The sequence below is a fragment of the Kutzneria sp. NPDC051319 genome, from assembly GCF_040682195.1.
Lineage (GTDB): Bacteria > Actinomycetota > Actinomycetes > Mycobacteriales > Pseudonocardiaceae > Kutzneria.
Genome location: NZ_JBFBAM010000077.1, coordinates 26,365 through 44,212 on the forward strand (window position 1 = coordinate 26,365; position 17,848 = coordinate 44,212).

The following is a 17,848-nucleotide window of genomic DNA, read 5'->3' on the forward strand; positions in this document are numbered from 1 at the left end:
CGGAGTGGAGGAATGGTCCCTTCACGTCATTGGGTTTGCTCGGCGGTGGCTCGCTGGGGCAGGGCCAGCAGGGCGAGCATGGCCACGACGGCGCAGCCGACGATGTACCAACTGATCCACGTGCTGGAGTGGGTGTTGAGCAGGATGGCGGCGGCGATCAGCGGTGCCGGGCCGCCGGCGATGACCGAGGCCAGCTGGTAGCCGAGGCCGGCGCCGGAGTAGCGCACGTTGGCGCCGAAGGACTCGGCGATCAGGGCCGCCTGCGGGCCGTACTGCATGGCGTGCAGCACAAGGGAAACCACGATGCCGATCAGCACCAGGCCGGAGACCTTGGTGTCCAGCAGGCCGAAGTACGGGAACGCGTACAGACCGACGCACACGATTCCGATGCCGTACATGAGTTTCCGGCCAATGCGGTCGGACAGCCAGCCGAACAGGGGCACACAGATCACCCCGGCCGCGGCGGCGATCATCGTGTAACCCAGCAGATCGTCCTGCTTCAGGCCGAGCTGCTTGGTGCCGTAGGTCAGCACGAAGGTGATGAACAGGTAGAACGGCGCCTGCTCGGACATGCGCAGGAAGGCGGCGCTGAGGATCTCCCGCGGGTGCTCCACGATCGCCCGCCAGACCGGTTGGCGCACCACGGTTTCCTTGGCCACCACGGTCTCGAACTGCGGCGACTCCAGCACCCGCATCCGCACGTACAGACCGATGCCGATCAGCACCACGCTGAGCAGGAACGGGATCCGCCAGGCCCAGGCCAGGAAGCCGTCGCCGGCCCAGCTGGAGATCAGGCGCACCACGCCGGTCGACAGCAGCAGGCCGATCGGCACGCCCAGCTGCGGCAGACTGGCCATCAGTCCACGTTTGCGCTGGTCGCCCCACTCCATGGCCAGCAGCACGGAGCCGCCCCACTCGCCGCCGACACCGATGCCCTGGGCGATGCGCAGGACCGTCAGCAGGATCGGGGCCGCGACGCCGATCGAGCCGGCCGTGGGCAGGCAGCCGATCAGGAGCGTGCCGATGCCCATCGTCAGCAGCGTCCAGATCAGTGTGCCCCGGCGGCCGATCCGGTCCCCGAAGTGGCCGAACACCGCCGCGCCGATCGGCCGTGCGGCAAAGCCCACGAACTGCGTGCCGAACGCCGCCAGCACGCCGGCGTAGGGTGCGCTGTCCGGGAAGAACAGGTGCGGGAAGATCAGCGCCGCCGCGGTGCCGTAGAGGAAGAAGTCGTACCACTCGATGGATGTGCCGATGGTGCTCGCGACCGCGGCGCGCAGCCGCTGGGTGCGGATGAGAGCCACGTCACTGTCACTCATGCCGACACCTTGATCGCACACGGTTGCCGTGTCAAGAACGTGTGAATGTCCGCTCCGGGCCCACTGCGGCGGCCAGAAAATCAACCACTTTCTACAAGAGTTAAAACAAGTTGCGGAGAGTAGCCCGGACGGCGCTTGTGGATCCCATGACCGGCCCATTACGTTCCGGCAAACCCTGCTCACCGGGAGGTACTGTGCGCCGTCGGCGTGGTGGCATCTTGCTCGCGGCTTTCCTTGCCATGGCTGGGCTTCCGGCGGTAGCCGAGGCATCGTCGACACCGTCGCGGCCGGCCGAGGCGGTCACCCTGCTGACCGGGGACAAGGTCGTGCCGGCGGCGAACGGCGGCCCCGGCCGGCTGATGCCGGCCCCCGGCCGGGAGAACGTGCGGTTCTCCAGCTACCAGACCCCCGGCCACAGCTACGTGATCCCCGAGGACGCGATGCCGCTGCTGGCGGCCAAGACCGTCGACCCGCGGCTGTTCGACGTCGACGCGCTGCGGGCCTACCACGGCACGCTGCCGCTGATCGTCCAGTACTCGGGGTCGCAGCGGGCCCTGGCCCGGACGGCCGGTTCTCTGGATCTGTCGAGCATCAACAGCACGGCCGTGAAGGCGGATCCGGCCACGTTCTGGCACAGCTTGACCGGGTCGTCGCTGCGGAGCAACGCGGCTTTGAAGAGCAGCGGCATCGCCAAGATCTGGCTCGACGGCCAGCGACACGCCACCCTCGACCACAGCGTCCCGCAGATCGGCGCTCCGACGGCGTGGGCGGCCGGCTACACCGGCACCGGCGTGACCGTGGCCGTGCTCGACACGGGCGTGGACAACACCCACCCCGACCTGGCGACGCAGGAGATCGGCGAGAAGAACTTCTCCGGCTCCCCCGACGACAAGGACCACTTCGGCCACGGCACGCACGTGGCCTCGATCGTCGCCGGCACCGGCGCGAAGTCCGGCGGCAAGTACCGGGGCGTCGCCCCGGGCGCGCGCATTCTTGACGTGAAGGTGCTGGGGGACAACGGTTCCGGTGCCGACTCGGGCATCATCGAGGGCATGCAGTGGGCCGCCGAGAACGGCGCCAAGGTCATCAACATGAGCCTCGGCAGCGACAACGGCCCCGACATCGACCCGATCGAAGAGGCCGTCAACACGCTGTCGGCCAAGTACGGCACGCTTTTTGTGGTCGCCGCTGGCAACTACGGCCCGGTTACCGGCACCATCGACTCCCCCGGCAGCGCCGACGCCGCGCTGACGGTCGGCGCGGTCGACCGTGACAACAAGATCGCCGAGTTCTCCGGCCGCGGCCCGCGTATCGAGGGCGGCATGATCAAGCCCGACATCACCGCGCCCGGCGTGGACATCACCGCGGCCCTGAGCTCGACCGCCACCATCGGCGACCCGGCCGCCGACGGCTACACCAAGCTGTCCGGCACGTCCATGGCCACCCCGCACGTGGCCGGCGCGGCCGCGCTGCTGGCCCAGCAGCACCCCGACCTGAACGGCTCGCAGCTCAAGGCTCTGTTGGTCGGGGCGAGCACACCCACCCCGGGCGCGACCCCGTTCGAGCAGGGCGCCGGCCGCGTGGACTCGGCGAAGGTGCTCACCCAGACCGTGACCAGCCAGCCGGTCAGTCTCAGCTTCGGGCCCCAGCAGTGGCCGCACACCGGCAAGCCTGCGGCCACCAAGGACGTCACGTATGCCAACACCGGCACCGCGCCCGTGACGCTCGACCTGAAGATGGACACCAACGGCGGCGTGTTCAGCGTGTCGCCGGCCCAACTGGTCGTCCCGGCCGGCGGCACGGCCAAGGCCACCGTCACCGCCGAGGTGAGCAAGGCCCCGGCCGGCGGCAAGTTCGGCGGGGCCGTGGTCGCCAGCAGCGGCGCCACGAGCGTGCGCACGGCGGTCGAGATCGACCTCGAGGTCGAGAGCTACGACGTCACCTTCACCGCCCACGACCGCACCGGCGCCGCACCGTCCTTCGCCAACTTCTTCCTGTCCAATGTGGACACCGGCGAGGGCGTGTTCCCGGGCGACTTCGTGGACGGCAAGGTGGTTCAGCGCCTGCCGGCCAGCCGGTACCTGCTGTCCGGCTCCGTCGAGACGTCGTCGACCAACGGCTACGACGTGATCAGCGCACCCAACCTGAGCATCCGGGGGCCGATCACCATCGACCTCGACGCCCGCACAGCCAAGCCGCTCGACGTCAAGATGCCCGACCCCAGCGCGCAGCTGGCGCAGCTGAAGATCGGGTTCCAGCGCGTCGCCGGGGCCAACCGATGGACCATCACCAACCTCGAACGCAGCGGCTACATCGGCGACATCGGCTTCGCGCAGCTCGGTCCCGACGCCCCGGCCGGCGAGGCCACCGGCGAGGTGGCCACCACCTGGGCCGGCGACACCGGCTTCTACGGTCTGGCCTGGTACCGCAGGGGCGGCGCGCAGACCGGACTGTCCACAGTGGTCAAGGCCAAGGACCTCGCCACCGTCGACGTCGAGGTCGGCAACGTCACCGATCCGTCCTACGTGTGGCTGACCTCCATGCCGCACAACGCCCGCAACGAGTGGGGCTTCGACCAGCCCTTCGCCGTCAAGGCCGGCGTGCACAAGGAGTTCTTCGGCGGCGACAACGCCGACTGGGCCCGCCGCGTGAGCCTGCCCGGCGACAACTACGAGGACTTCGAGGGTCCGGTCAAGTCCTACGCCCCCGGCCACAGCTACTCGGAGTCCTTCTACCACGGCGTTTTCGGGCCCGCCTTCCCCGACACCCGGGACGACCTGTGGGTGCAGCAGCGTGGTGACCTCATGGTCGTGGCAACGCCCCTGTTCGGCGACGGCAGCGGTTACGCCGGCTTCTCCGCCACCACCTCGGCGTCGACCAAGCTGTACCGCGACGGTGTCCTGTTCGGCCAGACCGACCAGGCCGGCGTCGGCCGCTTCACCCTCCCCGCCGGCAAGGCCACCTACCGCGTGACCACCGAGGCCACCCGGACCGGTCACGCCCAGGCCACCAAGGTCAGCGCCACCTGGACCTTCCAGGGCGCTCCCAAGGCCGGCGTGTCCCAGTACCCCGTCTCCGCCGTGCGGTTCACGCCCACCCTGGACGCCAACGGCGCCGCCCCTCGCGGCCCCTTCCTGCTGCCCGTGTCCATACAGGACCAGCCCGGCACCTCTTCCAAGCAGCGCCTGCAATCCCTCCAGGTCTCCTACGACCAGGGCGCCACCTGGAAGCCCGCCCTGGCGGCCGGCGGCTACGCCGTCCTCAACCACCCCGACAACGCCAAGTCCGTCTCCCTCAAGGCCACCGCCGCCGACCGTGCCGGCAACTCGGTCGAGCAGACGATCATCGACGCCTACCTGCTGCGCTAGCCGTACGCGAGCCGCGTGGCCGATTCCGATCAGCCACGCGGCTTCTTAACTCGATCGCGTTCCGGCTCCTGGCGTCCTAGCCTGTGCGGCATGGCGATGACGACCGTGCCCGGGAAGCACGTGGACATCAAGATGTGGACGCGGGTCGACGAGGTCGAGCCCGCCGCTCTGCAGCAGCTGCGCAACATCTCGGCCCTGCCCTGGGTGGTCAAGCACGTCGCCGTGATGCCGGACGTCCACCTGGGCAAGGGGGCGACCGTGGGCTCGGTGATCGCGATGAAGGACGCGGTGTCGCCGGCGGCGGTGGGGGTGGACATCGGCTGCGGCATGACGGCGGTGCGGACCTCGTTGACGGCCAACGACCTGCCCGGTGATCTGGCGGGCATCCGCTCGGAGATCGAGAAGGCGGTGCCGGTCGGGTTCGGCGCGCACAAGGAGGCGGCGTTCGGGGAGCGGGACGCGGGCGACTGGAAGCAGTTCTGGGCCCGGTTCGAGGACCTGACGCCGGCGGTGAAGGCGCGCGCGGAGCGTGCGGTCAACCAGCTCGGCACGTTGGGCGGCGGGAACCACTTCATCGAGGTCTGCCTGGACACGTCCAAGCGGGTCTGGGTGATGCTGCACTCCGGCTCCCGCAACATCGGCAACGAGCTGGCGCAGCACCACATCGCGGTGGCCCGCACGCTGGCCCACAACGAGGAGCTGCCGGACCGCGAGCTGGCCGTGTTCCTGGCCGGCACGCCGGAGATGGCGTCCTACCGGCACGACCTGTACTGGGCGCAGGAGTACGCGCGGCGCAACCGCTCCGTCATGCTGCGCCTGATCAGCGACGTGCTGCGCAAGCGGTACAAGCACGTCCGCTTCGACGAGCCGATCAGCTGCCACCACAACTATGTGGCGGAGGAGAAGCACTTCGGGGAGGACGTGCTGGTCACCCGCAAGGGCGCGATCCGGGCGGGCAACGGGGACCTGGGCATCATCCCGGGTTCCATGGGCACCGGCTCCTACATCGTGCGCGGCCTGGGCAACCCGGACTCCTTCGAGTCGGCGTCGCACGGCGCCGGCCGCCGGATGTCCCGCACCAAGGCGCGCAAGATGTTCAAGCGCACCGACCTCATCGAGCAGACCAAGGGCGTCGAGTGCCGCAAGGACACCGGCGTCATCGACGAGATTCCGTCCGCGTACAAGGACATCAACGAAGTGATCGCGAACCAGGCGGATCTCGTGGAGGTCGTGGCCAAGCTGAAGCAGGTCATCTGCGTGAAGGGCTGAGCATCGGGCCGGGGCTGTGTCACAGCCCCGGCCCGATGATGTCGGTGTCGGTGATGCGGTAGATCGCCGGCGACGGCATGGCGCGGCTGAACGGCCAGTCGACGGGGGCGCCGAAGGCGAGCAGGGCGCGGGAGACGAAGGTGCCGTGGCTGCCGACGATGACCGGGCCGCCGAGGAGACCCGGGGCGGTCGCGGCGTGGGTGGCCAGGGAGCGCAGGGCGGTGACGGCGCGGGCGGTGAGCTGGTTGAGGCTTTCGCCGCCGGGGCGGGCGAAAGTGGGGTCGGCCCAGCTTTGTGCGTAGTGGCGGGCCCAGTCGGGAGTCGGGGGCAGGCCGGAATCCCATTCCCGCAGGGCGTGATCGGTGAGCACGGGTAGGCCCAAGGCGTCGGCGAGGGGCTGGACGGTCTGCACGGCCCGTAGGTAGGGGCTGCTGGCGATCGAGGTGGGACGGAGAGCGGCCAACTCGGCGACGAGGTCAGCGGCCTGGGCCAAACCGCACAAAGCCAGTGGGCGGTGGTAGTCGTCAGGGCCGTCCGGGGTCGGATGGACGGACTCGGCGTGGCGGACCAGGACGATCATCAGACCAGGGTAATGCCCGCCGGTTCGGTGCTGAGGCCGAGTTCGGTGGTGGCAACCACCTTCAACGTGGCGGCATCGATCTTGCTGACGGTGCTGGAGGCGTTGTTGGTGACCCAGATCTGGTCGTGGGTGGCGGTGATGCCGGTGGGGATGTGTCCAACCTGGACGGTGGCGGTGACGGCGCGGCGGGAGGTGTCGATCACGGAGACGGTGTCGGAGTTGGCGTTGGTGACGTAGGCGACGGAGCCGTCGGGGCGGAAGGCGATGTTCCACGGCGAGCGGCCGACGTCGATGGTGGCCTTCACGGCATGACTGGCGGAGTCCACAAGGGACACGCTGTCGTGCCAGGTGTTGGCCACGTACACGTGCCGGCCGCCGGGGCAGGCGGTGATGCCGTGGGCCTTGGCCAGACCGGGCAGGCAGGCCCGGACGCGACGGGAGGCGGTGTCGACGATCCACAGGCCGTCCTGGCACGAGACGTACAGGATCGAGCTGTCGGGGCTGACGGAAACCGACTGGGGCGCAAGGCCGACGCTGATCTCGCCGACCACGGTGTTGGTCCTGGCGTCGATCACGGACACCGACTCGGAGCCGCCCGCGCCGGTGTCGGGACCGGTGTTGGCGACGTACAGGAACCGGCCGTCGGGTGAGGCGGCGATGCCGTGCGGGTACAGGCCGACGGTGATGGTGCCGACGATGCCGCCGGTGCGGGTGCTGAGCACACACACCTTGTCGGCGCCGGATTCAGTGACGTACAGGTGCTGTCCGTCGGGCGAAGCCGCGATGCCGTAGGGATTGATGGGCCCCTGCACGGTGGACAACAGCTTGCCGGTGCCGGTGTCGATGACCGACACGCTGTAGGCGACGATGCCGGTGACGTAGGCCCGCTTGTCGGCCGGCGCGGCCTCGCCGGCGGCCTTGTTGCGGGCCAACAGTTGTGTGCCGGGGAAGCTGGTGCCGGCGACGCCGTGCGGGAAGTCGGCGGCATGGGTCGTGAGGGTCTCGTCGATACGGCTGCGAACGCCCTGGTGCGGCGGAGTCTGGGCGGCGCCGGGAATCTGGGCCCGTGGCAGGTGTTTGACGTTGTGCTCGGCCTGCCACAACGGGGCCTTGGTCGCAGGCAACGGCGGCAGGGGCTGGGCGCTGTGCCCGAGACCGAGGGCGGAAGTGAGGTCGCCGAAGGTCCGCCGGCGCCAGTCGCTGATGTTGGACTCACGAACACCCGTGACGGCTTCGATCAGGCGCAGCACGGACGTGTGGTCGAACGGTTCCGTGGCAACGTAACCTCCGCGGGTCCACGGCGAGACGATGGTGCACGGCACGCGGATGCCGGCGCCGATGGGCAGGCCGTTGACGAACTCGTCCGGCGTGCCGGCCGGCGGCATGGGCGGCACCATGTGGTCGAACAGGCCGTCGTTCTCGTCGTAGTTCAGCACCACCACGGTTGTGGCCCACACGTCGGGATTCGCCGCGATGGCATCGAGTTTGCCGGCCACGAAGTCGGCCCCGGCGGCCGGAATGTAGTCGGGGTGCTCACACTGCGGCGAGGTCGGGATGATCCACGAGACGGTCGGCAGCCGGTCGTGCCGCGCGTCGTACTCGAACCGGTCGGCCGGCCCGATGGCCAGACCGTGTTGGTGCAGCAGGGAGTTCGGCCCGGCGTCCTGGTAGGCCTTGAAGAACTCCAGCGGGTTGCAGCCGTAGTCGTCCTCCTGCTGGTACACGTGCCAGCTGACGCCGGCGGCGGTCAGCCGCTCCGGGTAGGTGGTCCAGGTGTACGGGGACGGCACGATGTTGCTGGTGATGGGCCCGCCGTGCCGGCCGGCCGGGTCGATGGTGCCGCTCCAGTGGTAGAGCCGGTTGGGCCAGGTGGGGCCGAGCACCGAGCAGAAGTAGGCGTCGCACACCGTGAACTCGCGGGCCAGCGCCCACTGGAACGGGATGTCGTCCTCGGTGTAGTAGCCCATGGTGTACGGGCCGTTGCCGTCACCGTCGGCGGCCCGGTGGGCGGGCAGCCAGTTGTCCATCTTGCCGCCGTTGACCGCCGAGTGCTGCACGGCGAAGGCGTGGCTGGTGGACGGAATGGCCTGCGAGCTGGTGCGCAGGGTGTCGAGGTGGAACGGCAGCAGGTAGCCGTCCGGGTTCTTGGCGTCGGGCTGGTAGAAGACCGAGCGGCCGGTGGACAGCGTGACGGCGTCCGGGTCGTCGAAGCCGCGAACACCCGGCATGGTGCCGAAGTAGTGGTCGAACGACCGGTTCTCCTGCATCAGGACCACGATGTGCTTGATGTCCCGCAGGGTCCCGGTCCCGGTGGCGGCCAGGGCCTTGCGGAGATTGGGCGGCAGCACGGACGCGAGCGCGCCGGCGCCGGCCACGCCGGCCACGGATCCCAGTAGGCGGCGACGCGAGATCCCGGCCATGGTGCTCCTGTCCTCCCGGTTCACACGGATGAACGCGCTCAGCAGACACCACGCCCGCGCCCGTCGCAATGGTTCACGGGCCGTTCGGACGAATGTTCCCCTCGGCCCACCCTTCCCAAGAGGTCTAGACCTCCCTTGACAGACAGCGACACCGCCGTCACTCTGACTAGGCCGCCGATTAGTTAAGAAACTTTCCTAACCAGGAGCGAGCGATGCGCGATCGATCCGGTCGGCTGGCGGCGGTGGCCGCCGCTGCCGCGACGATTTCCCTGTCCGTGCTGGTCTCCACGGCAGCCCCCGCCGCAGCCGCCGGCGTGAGCCACCCCTTCCCCACGCACGTCACGTACAAGACCGGGGTCATGCCTTCGGCCAGCGAGGCCGACCGGGACGCGGCGGTCAAGAAGCAGTACGACTCCTGGAAGAAGGCGTACCTGCGGTCGGCCTGTGGCGGCTACCTCGTCTACGCGACCGGCGACGCGCCGGGCAAGGGCACGGTGTCCGAGGCCCAGGGCTACGGCATGAACATCGTGCCGCTGATGGCCGGCTATGACGCCGACGCCAAGGCGGAGTTCGACGGCCTGTGGAAGGTCGTGCAGGACCACCGCGACAGCCAGGGCATGATGATGTGGGAGATCAACGGGTCCACCTGCAAGTACGCGGACTCCGGCACTCCCGACGCCGCCACCGACGGCGACCTGGACATCGGCTACGGCCTGATGCTGGCCGACAAGCAGTGGGGCGGCTACACCTCAGCGGCCAAGGACTGGCTGGCCAAGTTCTACGCCGCCGACGTGGCCCCGGACGGCCACCTCAAGTGCGAGGACGACGGCCCGAACACCGACACCCGGCCGTCCGACTTCATGCTGGACCACCTGCGGGCGTTCGCGGCCTACGACACCGCGCACGACTGGAACAAGGTGATCACCCGCACCGAGGCCGTGATCAAGGCGTTCACCGCCAAGTACTCGGCGACCGCCAACTTGTTGTCGGACTTCGTTGTCGGGGCCAACGGCAGCGCGCCGAAGCCGGCGCCGGCCAACTACCAGGAGAGCCAGCCGGACAACATCGTCGGCTACAACTCCGTGCGCGTGCCGTGGCACATGGGCACCGACGCGCTGGTCTACGGCAGCGCGGTGGCGAAGTCGGTGGCCACCAACGAGTCCAACAGCTACAAGGCCAAGGCCGGCGGCAACCCGGCCAAGATCTACCCGCACACCAAGCTGGACGGCACCCCGAGCAACACCGGTGACCAGTGCGAGTGCGCCAACGACCCGGTGGGCGTGGCCGCGATGGCCGCGGGCGACCAGGTGTGGACCGACGCGCTGTGGAAGTACCTGGCCACCAACCCGTTCCAGGACACCTACTACGGCGAGACGATCAAGATGCTCGTCTACATCGTGATGGCCGGCGACTACTGGACACCTGCGTCCTGATGTTCCGCCACTGAAGGGCCATCACTTCGGTCCACCTTCGGCGCTCCCCGAGCCGGAGGTGGACCGATTCAGTATTTTCGTCCACACTGTGCGCCCATGAGAGGCGGCACCGATGCCGACCGCGCGCTGCCGGTGATCGCGCAGGCGTGCGGTCTCGGTTTCAGCAGAGTCAAGCCCTTGTCCGGCGAGCACGGCGCGGTCGAGGCCACGGTCGCCGGCCGCGGCCGGTACGTGGTGAAGTGGACGTGGCATCCGCACTTGTGGCCGCACGAGGTGGTCGAAGTGACCTCACGCCTGCGGTCGCTGCGCTATCCCGTGCCGCGCGTGATCGCCGCCGACCGGCTCGACGACATCGCCTTCTACGTGCAGGAGAAGCTGCCGGGTTCGCCCTCCGACGAGCTGGACGTCGATCAGCTGGAGGCGCTCATCGACCTGGTCGAGCTGCACGCCGGCGCCGCTCAAGGGCTGTCGTCACCCCGCATGTCGTGGGGCGAGCAGATCCACCGCGACCTGGCCGATCCCGGCCACTGGACGCCACGAAAGCGCGCACTGGTCGCACATTCGCCACGAGCGGCCGATCTCGTTCGCCACATCGAGTCCTTCGCCGGCGGCCTGGACCTCTCCCGTCTGCCGGCCGACGACGTCGTGCACACCGACTACGGTCTCGGCAACATGCTCTTCCTCGCCGGCGGCCTGTCCGGCGTCATCGACTGGGACGGCTGGCGCCCCGGCGACCGCCGGGCCGACCTCGTCACCCTCTGGTTCGCCCTGCGCATCGGCACCGACCAGACCCGCACCTCGACCGAGCTCCGCCGTCACCTGCGCCGGGTCATGGAACCCGAGCTGCTGTGGGCCTACTCCGCCCACAACGTGCTGCGCACGCTGGGCTGGTTCGCCTTCCGTCACGGCAGCCTGCCCAGCCCGACCTGGCTGGCCGCCAGCGAGCTGCTGCTGCGCACCTCGCTGGCGGCCTGAGGTCATCGGACGGTGAGGGTGTGGCTGCCGCCGCCGACCGTGAAGGTGCGGCCGGCGAGCTGCACGGTGCCCTTGGTGCCGGGCGGCGCGGTGACGGTCAAGGTGATCGATCCGTTGCCCTGCTGCCAACTGACGGACAGCGGCCCGTGTGGCGTGGGCAGCTGGCCGCGAGCCCATGACACGGAACCGGGATGCGGTGCGACGGTCCACGTGGCGAAGCCGGGACTGGTCGGCGTCGCCCCGAGCAAGTCGTTGGTCAGGGCCGGCAGCACGCCGGTGGACCAGCCGTGCGCGGCCGAGGTGTAGGCGCCCTCGTAGAGCGAGCCGCCGGCTCCGATGCCCTCCCAGTCGGTGTGGCCGGGGTCGTGGCCGGCCATCCAGCCGTACAGGCGCTTGATCTCGTCGATGGCCGAATTCGCCTGTCCGGCCAGGAATCTGGCCTCGATCTCCGGGTACGAGGTGAAGGCGTACACCCGCTGCGAGCCGTCGGGCACGAGCGTGTTGTCGTCCATGAACGAGTTCCCGTACGGCAGTGCCGTGTGGGCGGCCAGGTAGTTCAACGCCGTCGTGGCCCGGCCGGCGTCGGCGACACCGGCGACGATGGCGATGCCGTTGCCGTCCTGGCCGTGCCGGGACGTGCCCGCCGCGTCGACATAGGCGGAGCCGTCCCAGGCGGTGGCGTTGACCGCCGCCGACACGGCGGCCGCCCGCTGCTGCCACCGTGTGACGTCGGCGTTGTGCCCCAACGACTTCGCCAACTGGGCGGCATCCTTCAGCGCCTGCACGTAGAGGGCGTTGTAGTACGTGACCTCGCCGTCGCGGGGCAGGAACGCGTAGTCGCCGTAGCCGGCGGGGCGGGACAGCAGGCCGCGCGAGTCGGTGACCGACGGGTACCAGCCGTCCAACAGCTTGGCCACCCTGGCGTAGTACTGGGCGCCGTAGCCGGTGTCGCCGGTGTAGAGCACGTAGTCCCAGCTCGCGGTGACCCACCACAGTGGATAGTCGAACAGCGGGAGGGTGTAGCCGTTGATCGAGGCCGGCGGGATCCAGCCGTCGGCCCGCTGGTGGTCGGCCAGGTCGGCGAGCACGTTGCGGGCGGCGACGGCGGCGTCGTGGGTGAGGTAGGTGGTGCGGCCGGACACCGCGATGTCGCCAACGTACGGGTCACGGTCACGCTTGGCCCCGTCGTGCAGGACCAGCTTGCCGTCCAGGGTCGGACTGTCGGCGCCGCGCGGCTCGATGTCGGTCGGCCGGAAGGTGTCGATCACCAGCTCGTTGGTGTACGCGGCGTCGTACCAGTACTGGTTGAGCTGCGTGTCGGACGACTCGAACCAGCCGGTGTAGTCGCCGATGAAGCCGGTGAAGTCCAGCGAGACGCCGGATATGCCGACCTCGCCGCTGGGTTGGGCGTCGGGGGCGTCGCCGGGCAGCGCGTCGAGGGTGATCTTGACGTAGCGGAAGCCGTGCAGGCCGTCGGCGCAGACCTTGCCGTCGGCCAGGCAGCCCGCGGTGTCCGTCCAGGTGCTGGCCCCGGTCGGCACGGCGTGTTGGTCGGTGCCGGGTCCGCCGGCGAAGTCGGAGCGGGTGAAGTCGGACCGGTCGCCCAGGTACTGCGTGCTCTCGGAGAACGCCAGTCGCAGGCCCGGGTGGTTGGCCGAAGCTCCGGCGAAGGCCAGCTTCGGATAGCCGACGACCACCTTGCCGAAGTCCACCACCACCGACGGCGCGACGGGGTCGGCGACCAGGCCCGGCCAGACCTCGTTGACGCGGGTGAACTCGCCTTTGCCGGTGGACTGGTCCCGGGTGATGGTGATGCGGAACCGGGTCGTCGTCGCCGGTTGCTCGAAACGGACCGCCAGCTGGAGCCGGGTGTTCCCGGTGACGGTGGCCAGCGTGGCGCCGTCCGCGTCCTGCACGGTGAAGTCCTGCGGCACGCCGTCGGCGTTGAACTGCATCGTGATGCCGGATTCGGTGACGGCCGAGGGCGTGGTCAGGGTCAGCACGTCCGGGTAGGCGGCGAGGGTGTCGTCGTTCCAGAACGTGTCGGTGCTGCCGTCGATGGCGTTGGCGGCGTCGTAGGTGCGGGGCCGGCCGTCGTTGCCGTTGTTGGGGGCGTGCGAACTGGAGGCGCTGGCCGTCGTGCCGGACGGCCAGGCGGCCCGTGCCGGGGGACCGGGCCGGCGCAGTGTGGTGACGCCGGCGCCGAGCAGACCGTCGGGATTGGTGACGTCGCCGGTGGCGGACAGCACGCGCACCGGGTGGACGTCCCGGCTGGTCGGTCCGACGACGTACTGCCGCCAGGACGGGGCGGCGGTCGCCGTCGGGGTCAGGCTCGCCACCAGGACCAGGGCGGCGATCAGGGATAACTCGAGGCGGTGCGACTTCGTGTTTCGGGCTCGCATGCAGGGGCTCCCGATTCCGAGTTGAATCGTTTCACGAATCAGCGCCAGCCTAGGCGTGCTGTCAAGTGATCACGTCATCTAGCTGCCCCAACCGATGCGCCTACACAGTGGATGTAACCGTCTACATTTTGCCGAAAAAGAAAGGCGAGGATTCCGCCACGGCAGCCTGCCCAGCGCCACTTGGTCAGCTGCCAGCGAGTTGTTGCTGCGGACGGCCCTGGCGGCCTGACTCGACGGACCTGGCCAGCTCGCACAGCCGGTCGACCACCAGGTCGATGTCCTCACGGCGAGTGCGGTAGTTGGTGACGCACGCGCGGATTCCCATGCGGCCGTTGACATTGGCCGGTCCGAGCAGCGCGGTGCCCTCACGGGCCAGCTGGGCCAGGATCTCCGTGTGGTCGGTGTCAGTGGCGCCACGAAGGCGGATGCACACGGCCGTCAGCGGAACCGGGGCCATGAGCTCCAACTCCTCGGCGCGGCGGACGCGCTCGGCGAGGTGCTGGGCGAGCTCCAACGTCTGGTCCACGGCGGCACGGAAGGCATCGGTTCCGAAGGCCTGCAAGGCGGTCCACACCTTCAACGCCTTGAAGCCGCGGGACAGCTGCGGGCCGTAGTCCATGAAGTCGACCATCACGGGATGCTCGGCGATGGTCAGGTAGGACGAGTTGAAGGCGAACGCGTCGCGCAATCGCTTGCGGTCCCGCACCAGCAGGCACCCGGCCTCCAGCGAGGCGAACAGCATCTTGTGCGGGTCCAAGGTGATCGAGTCCGCGCGCTCGATTCCGTCCAGCAGGTCACGGGTGGTCGTGCCGAGGCGGAACAGCGCACCGTAGGCCCCATCCACGTGCAGCCACAGCTCTTCGCGCTCGCACAGGTCGGCGATGGCGTTGAGCGGATCCACCGAGCCGGTGGTGACCGTGCCCGAGGTGGCGACCACGCAGAACGGCGCCAGCCCGGCCTGTCGGTCGGCCGCGATCGCCTCGGCCAGCGCGTCGACCCGCGTGCGGTGCTGGTCGTCGACCGGGATGTGCCGGACGTGGTCGAGGCCGATGCCCAGGATCGCCGCGGCCTTGTCGACGCTGCGATGCGCCTCGGTCGAGGTGTAGACGACCGCGGGGGCCGATCGAGCCTGCAGACCGTTGGCCCGGAAGTCTGGGTCGACGGCGTTGAGAGCGGTGACCAGGGCGTTGAGCGTGGCGATCGATCCGCCGCCGGTGAGAATGCCGCCCGCGTCCGGCGGATAGCCGACGAGTTCGGCCAGCCACCGGAGCACCGCCCGCTCGACCACGCTGGCCGCCGGCCCGAGCTGCCAGAAGTTGCAGTTCTGGTTGAGGGCCGCGGCGATCGCCTCCGCGTACGGCGCGATTCCGTTGGGCGGGCCCGACACGTAGGCCAGGAACCGGGGGCTGGCCAGCGCCGTGGAATTGGGAATGATCTTGTTCTTGATCTCGGCGAACACCCCCTCGACGCCGATGCCCTCACGGGAAATGGGCGCGGACAACAGATCCGTCAGCGCCTCCTCGTCGAACTCCGGGACGAGCGGCGCGGTCGGCAGGCCCCGCTCGTAGTCGTCGAGCAGCGTGAGCAGCAGTTCACCGGCGCGGGCCCGATCCTCGGGCGTGAGCGCGAGCACGGGAGTGACCACGGTGTTCGTGGGCATGGAAATCACCTCGATCGATCGGCTTCCCTGGTCAAATTAGCCAATAAGAGGCGGCATAGGATGCCAAAGTTGCTCACGAATGGCCTCGTTCTTAGCATGATTCACCATGGACAAGATCGACCGAGCGATCATCGCCGAGCTTCAGGCGGACGGGCGGCTGGCCAACACCGAACTGGCCGACCGGGTCGGACTGTCGCCGTCCCCGTGCCTGCGGCGGGTGCGCATCCTGGAGAGCCACGGCGTGATCACCGGCTATCACGCGACCGTGGACCCGATCGCGCTCGGCCAGGGCTTCAGCGTGCTGGTGCACATCGAGATGGCCAACCAGTCGCGGTCGACGATCGAGGCGTTCGAGGCCGAGGTCGTGCGGATCGAGGCGGTGCTGGAGTGCCGGCGCATGTTCGGCCAACCCGACTACCTGCTCTGGGTCGGGGTCAAAGACCTGGCCGCCTACGAAAAGCTCTACATGACCCGGTTGACCGGCCTGCCCGGCGTCGCTCGGGCCATCTCGCAGTTCACCATGCGGGTGATCAAGAGCCGCGGCGCGACGCCGTGACCGCCACACATCGGATGTAACCGTCTACATCTTGCCGAAACAAGCAGAAAGGGCGAGGATTCACCCGATGACCCGTCCGCCGCCGGGCACCTTCGACGAAGGAGCAACGCATGACCAGGTGGCGGATCGGCGCTGCCCTGCTCACCGCGGCGGCACTGCTCGCGACGGGCGGGCCGGCGATGGCACAACCGCAGACCTCCGAGGACCGGGGGCACCACCCGACGATCTCCAGAACCCCGCCGATGGGGTGGAGCAGCTGGAGCTCGCTGCACGGAAACATCTCGGAAGCGATCATCGAGGCGCAAGCCAAGGTCCAGCACGACGTGCTGCAGAAACACGGCTACCAGTACGTCAACATCGACGCGGGCTGGACGGCCGGCGTGGACCAGTACGGCCGGAACGCCTGGGACACCACGAAGTTCCCCGACGGGATTCCGGCGGTGGCGAAGTACGTGCACGGCCTCGACCTGAAGTTCGGCATCTACATGGTGCCGGGCGTGCCGAAGGCGGCGGTGGCGGCGAACTCGCCGATCAAGGGAACTCCGTACCACATACAGGATGTCATCGACCCGACACAGCCGGGCAACACGGCGGCCGACGGCGCGGGCAAGCTGGACTTCAGCAAGCCGGGGGCGGCGGCCTACGTGCAGTCGCAGGCCGATCTGTTGGCGTCCTGGGGGGTTGACTACATCAAGATGGACTTCGTCGGCCCGGGCGGCGGCCGCGTACCGACGGACAACCGCACGGACGTGCAGCAGTGGCGCAAGGCGCTGGACGCCACCCACCGGCCGATCCACCTGGAGCTGTCGAACTCACTGAGCTTCGAGAACGCGGCGGTGTGGCAGAAGTACAGCAACGGCTGGCGCATCGAGGGCGATATCGAGTGCTACTCACATTGTGTCGGCCTGACCAACTGGGGCGTGCGGGCCTCGCTGCGCTGGGACGACGCGCCGAAGTGGGTGCCGTTCGCGGGACCGGGCCACTGGAACGACCTGGACTCGCTGGAGATCGGCAACGGCGCGACCGACGGTCTCAGCACGGACGAGAAGCAGTCGGTGATGACGCTGTGGGCGATCGAGGCCTCGCCGCTGCTGCTGGGCACCGACCTGACCAAGCTGGTGCCCGACGACGTCAAGATGATCACCAATGACGAGGTGATCGCGGTCGACCAGGCCGGCCGGGTCGCGCACCCGCTCTCGCAGGCGACCAAGCAGCAGGTCTGGGTGAGCGACAACCACAACGGCAGCTACACCGTCGCCCTGTTCAACCTCGGCGACGCGCCGGCCACCGTGACCGCCAACTGGACCGATCTAGCACCCCATCGGCACAGTGCCTTCGTCCGAGACGTCTGGACGCACAGGAATCTCGGCGTGGCCCGCGACAGCTTCTCGGCCACGCTCGCGCCGCACGCATCGCGCCTGTTGACGGTATGGCTCTGAGATACAAAGGCAATACCACGGGGCCCGCATTCGGCGGGCCCCGTTCCGTTTTGCGACCAACGGCGGGGGCCGAACGGAGTAGTCACCTCACAGTCTGCCTATTGGTCTAGGCCAAAGCCTTGACACCTTCAATGGTCTAGTCCACATTTCTGAACACCGGGCCCGGCGAAAGACGAACGTGCAGTGCCTTCGACGAGGAGGACATATGCAGCGAGCCAAACTCGCCGCGACCGCGTTGGCAGCGGTCGCCGTGGCGGGCGTCGCCGCGGCTGTAGCCGCCAACGCCAGCACGGCTCAGGTCCAGCCGGCCGCTTCCGCCGCCGCGCTGGCCCCGAACGCCCTGTCCAACAACTGGTACGCCTCGGCGCCGTACCTCATGCCGGTCAGCAACAACCCGCCCGACCCGACCGTCGTGATGGCCGCGACC

The 17,848-nt window shown here is 69.1% G+C and carries 11 protein-coding genes and 1 pseudogene; 7 read left to right on the forward strand and 5 right to left on the reverse strand.

The genetic code is table 11. The features are described from left to right. Positions 1-26 precede the first annotated feature (26 nt). On the reverse strand, positions 27-1,319 hold the full coding sequence (locus AB0M73_RS41860; RefSeq protein WP_363903850.1) for an MFS transporter: 1,293 nt from the start codon (positions 1,317-1,319) through the stop codon (positions 27-29). A gap of 239 nt (positions 1,320-1,558) precedes the next feature. Here AB0M73_RS41860 and AB0M73_RS41865 point away from each other — a divergent pair, with 239 nt between their 5' ends. Together AB0M73_RS41865 and AB0M73_RS41870 are read left to right on the forward strand one after the other, a co-directional pair. Continuing rightward, positions 1,559-4,687 carry a S8 family peptidase gene (locus AB0M73_RS41865; RefSeq protein WP_363903853.1) on the forward strand — a complete coding sequence of 1,043 codons (3,129 nt, stop codon included), beginning with the start codon at positions 1,559-1,561 and terminating at the stop codon, positions 4,685-4,687. Positions 4,688-4,783: 96 nt separating this feature from the next. Next, positions 4,784-5,956: an RtcB family protein gene (locus AB0M73_RS41870; RefSeq protein WP_363903885.1), complete on the forward strand. Its 1,173-nt coding sequence runs from the start codon at positions 4,784-4,786 to the stop codon at positions 5,954-5,956. A 19-nt stretch (positions 5,957-5,975) separates the two neighbouring features. Here AB0M73_RS41870 and AB0M73_RS41875 read toward each other — a convergent pair whose 3' ends face one another. Then, positions 5,976-6,536, reverse strand: coding sequence for a histidine phosphatase family protein (locus tag AB0M73_RS41875; protein WP_363903856.1), 561 nt, complete (start codon positions 6,534-6,536; stop codon positions 5,976-5,978). Beyond that, complete coding sequence (locus AB0M73_RS41880) at positions 6,536-8,956, reverse strand: alkaline phosphatase family protein (protein ID WP_363903859.1); 2,421 nt, start codon at positions 8,954-8,956, stop codon at positions 6,536-6,538. The genes AB0M73_RS41875 and AB0M73_RS41880 overlap by 1 nt, the downstream gene beginning before the upstream one ends. A 212-nt stretch (positions 8,957-9,168) precedes the next feature. Between AB0M73_RS41880 and AB0M73_RS41885 the strand changes: the two genes are divergently transcribed. Together AB0M73_RS41885 and AB0M73_RS41890 are read left to right on the forward strand one after the other, a co-directional pair. Further along, on the forward strand, positions 9,169-10,389 hold the full coding sequence (locus tag AB0M73_RS41885) for a glycosyl hydrolase family 8 (RefSeq protein ID WP_363903862.1): 1,221 nt from the start codon (positions 9,169-9,171) through the stop codon (positions 10,387-10,389). A gap of 96 nt (positions 10,390-10,485) precedes the next feature. Further along, a complete protein-coding gene (locus AB0M73_RS41890; protein ID WP_363903865.1) occupies positions 10,486-11,364 on the forward strand; it encodes an aminoglycoside phosphotransferase family protein in 879 nt (292 codons plus the stop codon). Positions 11,365-11,366: 2 nt separating this feature from the next. Here the strand turns inward: AB0M73_RS41890 and AB0M73_RS41895 are convergent, their stop codons facing one another. Continuing rightward, on the reverse strand, positions 11,367-13,766 hold the full coding sequence (locus AB0M73_RS41895; RefSeq protein ID WP_363903868.1) for an alpha-L-rhamnosidase C-terminal domain-containing protein: 2,400 nt from the start codon (positions 13,764-13,766) through the stop codon (positions 11,367-11,369). Positions 13,767-13,950: 184 nt separating this feature from the next. Next, positions 13,951-15,426 (reverse strand): pyridoxal-dependent decarboxylase, encoded by a 1,476-nt coding sequence (locus AB0M73_RS41900; protein WP_363903870.1) that lies wholly within the window; start codon positions 15,424-15,426, stop codon positions 13,951-13,953. A gap of 106 nt (positions 15,427-15,532) precedes the next feature. On the opposite strand from AB0M73_RS41900, the gene AB0M73_RS41905 reads away from it, so the two are divergent. From AB0M73_RS41905 to AB0M73_RS41915, 3 genes and pseudogenes are all read left to right on the forward strand, one after another. After that, positions 15,533-15,982 (forward strand): Lrp/AsnC family transcriptional regulator, encoded by a 450-nt coding sequence (locus AB0M73_RS41905; protein ID WP_363903873.1) that lies wholly within the window; start codon positions 15,533-15,535, stop codon positions 15,980-15,982. Between the two features lie 110 nt (positions 15,983-16,092). Further along, positions 16,093-17,421, forward strand: coding sequence for a glycoside hydrolase family 27 protein (locus tag AB0M73_RS41910; RefSeq protein WP_363903876.1), 1,329 nt, complete (start codon positions 16,093-16,095; stop codon positions 17,419-17,421). Positions 17,422-17,626: 205 nt separating this feature from the next. Then, positions 17,627-17,848 (forward strand): annotated as a pseudogene (locus tag AB0M73_RS41915) (chitinase); the annotation flags it as partial.